The sequence below is a fragment of the Mycobacterium sp. genome, assembly GCF_035623875.1.
Taxonomy (GTDB): domain Bacteria; phylum Actinomycetota; class Actinomycetes; order Mycobacteriales; family Mycobacteriaceae; genus Mycobacterium.
Genome location: NZ_DASPSP010000169.1, coordinates 1 through 4,151, shown reverse-complemented (window position 1 = coordinate 4,151; position 4,151 = coordinate 1). Strand labels below are relative to the sequence as shown.

Here is a 4,151-nt window from a genome sequence, read left to right as displayed (position 1 = left end):
CATCTGGAGCGCTGGAAGAGGCTGACCGAAGGTCCCGCCCGGGTGGGCGCGCGCTACACCGTGTTGTGGAAGATTGGCTCTATCCCGGTGGGGGGCGTCGCCGAGGTGGTGGTGTTCGACAAGGCGCGCGATTTGGCCTGGATCAACATCACCGGTGTGACCCAGCGCGGCCGGTTCCGGTTGCGCGATGCCGGGCCGGGCCGAACCGTCGTGACTTTCCGGCTTGCGTATAGCTCAGAAGGCGGACTGCTCGGCCTGATCGCCGACCGTGTCGCGGCCCGCTGGGTCGGCCGCAGGCTCGCCGAAAGTCTGGAAAACCTTCGGCGACTCGTCGAGTCGTAAGCTCGTGACGACCCGGTGAACGGCAAAGGTACTGGACGTCAACTCATTGTGGTGCTCGGGTTGTTCGCACATCACGGGGGCGGGGCGCGCTACGGTGCATTGCGTGACTGAGTTGCGGTTGGCATATCACCAACGCCTCGAAGATATCGACGCGGCGGTCAAGGAAATGATCACGCTGGTCGAACAAGACATCCCCAGAGCGGGTGCGGCATTCCTCGACGCTGACCAGAAAGCCGCCGATGTCGTGGGAGTCAACGAGGGCATCGTCGAAGATTCCTATGAGCGGGTCGAGCAGCTGGTGATTGACCAGTTCGCGCGCCAGGCCCCCGTCGCCGGAGAGCTGCGGTTTTTGCTCACCGTCTTTCGAATCCTGCCCCAGCTGAGCGGCGCACACGACTGGGCCGCCCAGCTGGCCCGCCGCGGGGTTACTGGTCTGGCCGCCGAGCTTCCTAGCCGGGTACGTCGCCTGATCGGCGAGATCTTCGATGCCGCGACCGGGATGTGGCAGCAGGTCGGTGAGGTGTATCTGAGCGGGTCGGCCGAGATCGCCGATGACACCGAGGCCGTCGACGACCAACTCGATGAGCTTCATGCCAGCCTCAGCGCTGAGTTGGCCTCAGCCGACCTGCGCAAACCGGTGCTGCTGGAAATGGGTTTGGTGGCCCGCTTCCTGGAGCGGCTTGGCGATAGCGCGGTCGAAGTCGCCCGCCAGATCGAATCATTGAGCCCACCCCGCCCCGACTACAGCACACCCAACAGCCCCTAGGCTCTCTGTGGGTTAGTACGCGGGCTTTAGCTTGGTAAACATCGGAAAGTGCCGCACATTGGTCGTCAGCAGGTCGGCGTCGATGACGATTGCGGTCGCGGCGATGAGGTAGTCGACGGCACCGATGCCGCTGTGGCTTTTTCGGTATCGACGGGCGAGTTGTCCAGCGACCCGAGCGACGTCCTCGGTGACCTCGACCCAACGCAGGGCCGAGCAGAACTCCTCAACAGCAACGAGCTCCTTATCTCGGATTCCGGCCAGGAGCTCGAATCGGACTAGCTCGCTTGCCAATAGGTCATCGCCGGTGTCGATCAGCGCCGTGAGTAGATCGACGGCGGCGGACGCGCCCCGCAAGTGGTCGACAGCGATTGTGGTGTCGATCAGCTTCACGCCAGACCGAGCCGGCTCAAGCGATCGTTGAGGTCGCCGCGAACCGCGTCGACGTAGTCGGCACCGGTGAAGTCCCGTCCTCGCCACGAGCCGGCGCTTCGCTTCAGGGCGGCTGTCCGTTCTTCCTTGCTGCGGCTTCCATAGGCGGTGTGAATTGCCCGACGGATCAGCTCTGACCGGGATGCGCCGCTCGCCCTGGCGGCGCGATCCAGTAGCGCGATCTCTTCGTCGTTGAGCGTGATTTGTGTGCGCATGACATCACATTACATCTTATGATGTAACCGTGGTTTCTGACGGTCCGCCCGGCTCGGTGTTCGGTGACGGCCTAGATTCTTAGCTCCGCTCACAGAAATCGCGCGTACCCTCCGCGGGTGGCGTGCTGCTGAGTGGGAGGAAGTGAAGGTGCCGAGAACCGATGATGACAGTTGGGAGATCACCGAGAGCGTGGGTGCGACGGCGCTGGGGGTGGCGGCGGCCCGCATGGCGGACACCGAGAGTGACAATCCGCTGATCGACGATCCGTTCGCGCGGGTGTTCCTGGAGGCCGCCGGCGATGGCATGTGGAACTGGTTCGGTAACGCCGACCTGCCTGACGAGATCGCCAAGGTCGCACCCGACGTGCCGCTGCGGATGCAGGGCATGCGGGACTACATGGCTTCGCGGACAGCGTTTTTCGACGAGTTCTTTATCGACGCGACCGAAGCGGGCGTGCGGCAGGTGGTGATTCTGGCGGCCGGCCTGGATTCGCGGTCGTGGCGGTTGCCGTGGCCCGACGGGGTGACGGTCTACGAACTCGACCAGCCCAAGGTGCTGGAGTTCAAGTCCTCGACGTTGCGGGATCGCGGCGCGCAGCCGACCGCCAACCTGGTCAGCGTTCCGGTCGATCTGCGGCAGGATTGGCCAACAGCGTTGCGGCAGGCCGGGTTTGACCCCGCCGCGCCGAGCGCCTTCACCGCCGAGGGGCTGCTGCCGTTCCTGCCGTCGGCCGCCCAGGATCTGCTGTTCGAGCGCATCCAGACGCTGACCGCCGTCGGTAGCCAGGTCGCGGTCGAGGCGCCCGGCCCCGACTTCAACAACCCCGACGCCCGGGACCGGCAGCGAGCGCAGATGCAGCACTACCGTGAGCTCGCGGCGCAGCTGGGTGGCGAGGAGCACGACCTCCCCGACTTCGACGAGCTGTGGTACTTCGAGGATCGCACCGACGTCGGGGATTGGCTGCTCGAGCACGGCTGGGACGTGTCGGTGCTGACGACCGAGGACATGATGGCGATCTATGACCGGCATCCTCCGGAGGGCATCGAGGACGGGTCGCCGGATACCTTATTCGTGTCGGCGCAGCGGTCGGTAGGCCCGGCGCAGCTAACCGACGACGGTGATTAGGCAGTCGGCCAGCTGTTGAACCTCGTCGAATCCGGCGCCTAGATATAGCGATAGCGGCGGATTTGCGTCGTCGACGTCAATGTCTTTGCGACGCTTGACGCGATCACCCCACAGCATCACGGCGTACGAGTCGTTGAACTGACGGGAGCGCCAGACCAGCCCGTCATTGTCGCGGCGAAACCTGATGCTACGAACGTAGTACATTTGTAGCATGTCTGAAGTTGCGTCCCGCGACCTGCGCAACGATACGGCGGGAGTGCTGCGCCGCGTCCAAGCCGGAGAAGACATCACCGTTACTGTCAAGGGCCGGCCCGTCGCGGTGCTCAGCGCGGTTCGGCCGCAGCGTCGGCGTTGGTTGACCAAATCCGAGTTTTTGGCGCGCTTGCACCGCGCACAAGCCGATCGAGGGTTGCGCGACGACCTCGCGGCTCTCGCCGGCGACACCACCGACGATCTTGGGCCTATCTGATGAGCGAGACGCCGCCAGCGGGTCTCCTTGACACGTCGGTGTTCGTAGCCACCGAAACGGGCCGACAAATCGACGAGTCGCTGATCCCCGCCGAGGTGGCGACTACTGTGGTCACTGTTGCCGAATTAACCGTGGGCGTGCTTGCCGCACGCACTTCCGACACCTTGGCGCAACGACTCGGGACCCTTCAGTTCGCCGCCGAGATGGAAACGCTGCCGGTCGATGAGGAAGCGGCACGCATGTGGGCGCGGCTACGCATCCACTTGGCCGAGACTGGCCGCCGAGTCCGGATCAACGATCTCTGGATCGCAGCCATCGCGGCTTCGCGAACGCTACCCGTCGTCACCCAAGACGACGACTTTGCCGCCCTCGACGGCGTGGGCGGTCTCACGATCATCAAGGTCTGAACGACAGCCTCGGAGAGGAGTGCGTGAGCGTGGCGAGAACTGACAACGACACCTGGGAGATCACCGAGAGTGTGGGTGCGACGGCGCTGGGTGTGGCGTCGTCGCGGGCGGCCGAAACGCGCAGTGAGAACCCGTTGATCCGCGATCCGTTCGCGCAGGTTTTCCTCGATGCGGCCGGCGACGGGGTGTGGAACTGGCATTCCGCGCGGGAGCTGCCGGCCGAGGTCATCGAAGCCGAACCTCAGGTGCCGCTGCAGATGCAGGCGATGGTCAGCTATATGGCTTGCCGGACAGCGTTTTTCGACGAATTCTTCCTCGACGCCACTCGCGGCGGAATCCGCCAGGCGGTGATTCTGGCGGCGGGCTTGGACGCGCGGTCGTGGCGGTTGCCCTGGCC

General features: G+C 64.8%; 9 protein-coding genes. 6 read left to right on the top strand and 3 right to left on the bottom strand.

Going from position 1 to position 4,151, the window contains the following annotated elements; translation table 11 throughout:
- Together VEI45_RS14005 and VEI45_RS14000 are read left to right on the top strand one after the other, a co-directional pair.
- Positions 1 to 342, top strand: a 342-nt coding sequence (locus VEI45_RS14005; protein WP_324854142.1) for an SRPBCC family protein, incomplete at its 5' end; no start/stop codon positions are given.
- Positions 343 to 445: 103 nt separating this feature from the next.
- The gene (locus VEI45_RS14000; protein ID WP_324854140.1) at positions 446 to 1,108 is read left to right on the top strand and encodes a phosphate signaling complex PhoU family protein; all 663 of its coding nucleotides are present in this window, start codon (positions 446 to 448) and stop codon (positions 1,106 to 1,108) included.
- Between the two features lie 12 nt (positions 1,109 to 1,120).
- Here the strand turns inward: VEI45_RS14000 and VEI45_RS13995 are convergent, their stop codons facing one another.
- Positions 1,121 to 1,498, bottom strand: coding sequence for a type II toxin-antitoxin system VapC family toxin (locus VEI45_RS13995; RefSeq protein WP_324854138.1), 378 nt, complete (start codon positions 1,496 to 1,498; stop codon positions 1,121 to 1,123).
- Entirely contained in the window at positions 1,495 to 1,752 is a 258-nt protein-coding gene (locus tag VEI45_RS13990; RefSeq protein ID WP_324854136.1) for a CopG family transcriptional regulator, read from the bottom strand. The genes VEI45_RS13995 and VEI45_RS13990 overlap by 4 nt, the downstream gene beginning before the upstream one ends.
- Before the next feature lie 148 nt (positions 1,753 to 1,900).
- Here VEI45_RS13990 and VEI45_RS13985 point away from each other — a divergent pair, with 148 nt between their 5' ends.
- On the top strand, positions 1,901 to 2,878 hold the full coding sequence (locus VEI45_RS13985; protein WP_324854134.1) for a class I SAM-dependent methyltransferase: 978 nt from the start codon (positions 1,901 to 1,903) through the stop codon (positions 2,876 to 2,878).
- Here VEI45_RS13985 and VEI45_RS13980 read toward each other — a convergent pair.
- Positions 2,858 to 3,082, bottom strand: a complete 225-nt coding sequence (locus tag VEI45_RS13980; protein WP_324854132.1) for a hypothetical protein — start codon at positions 3,080 to 3,082, stop codon at positions 2,858 to 2,860. The two genes, VEI45_RS13985 and VEI45_RS13980, sit on opposite strands and share 21 nt — an antisense overlap.
- Positions 3,083 to 3,089: 7 nt before the next feature.
- Here VEI45_RS13980 and VEI45_RS13975 point away from each other — a divergent pair, with 7 nt between their 5' ends.
- From VEI45_RS13975 to VEI45_RS13965, 3 genes are all read left to right on the top strand, one after another.
- Positions 3,090 to 3,347, top strand: coding sequence for a type II toxin-antitoxin system prevent-host-death family antitoxin (locus VEI45_RS13975; RefSeq protein WP_324854130.1), 258 nt, complete (start codon positions 3,090 to 3,092; stop codon positions 3,345 to 3,347).
- Positions 3,347 to 3,754: a type II toxin-antitoxin system VapC family toxin gene (locus VEI45_RS13970; protein WP_324854128.1), complete on the top strand. Its 408-nt coding sequence runs from the start codon at positions 3,347 to 3,349 to the stop codon at positions 3,752 to 3,754. Before VEI45_RS13975 ends, VEI45_RS13970 begins: the two co-directional genes overlap by 1 nt.
- A 29-nt stretch (positions 3,755 to 3,783) precedes the next feature.
- Positions 3,784 to 4,151, top strand: a 368-nt coding sequence (locus VEI45_RS13965) for a class I SAM-dependent methyltransferase (protein ID WP_324854126.1), incomplete at its 3' end; no start/stop codon positions are given.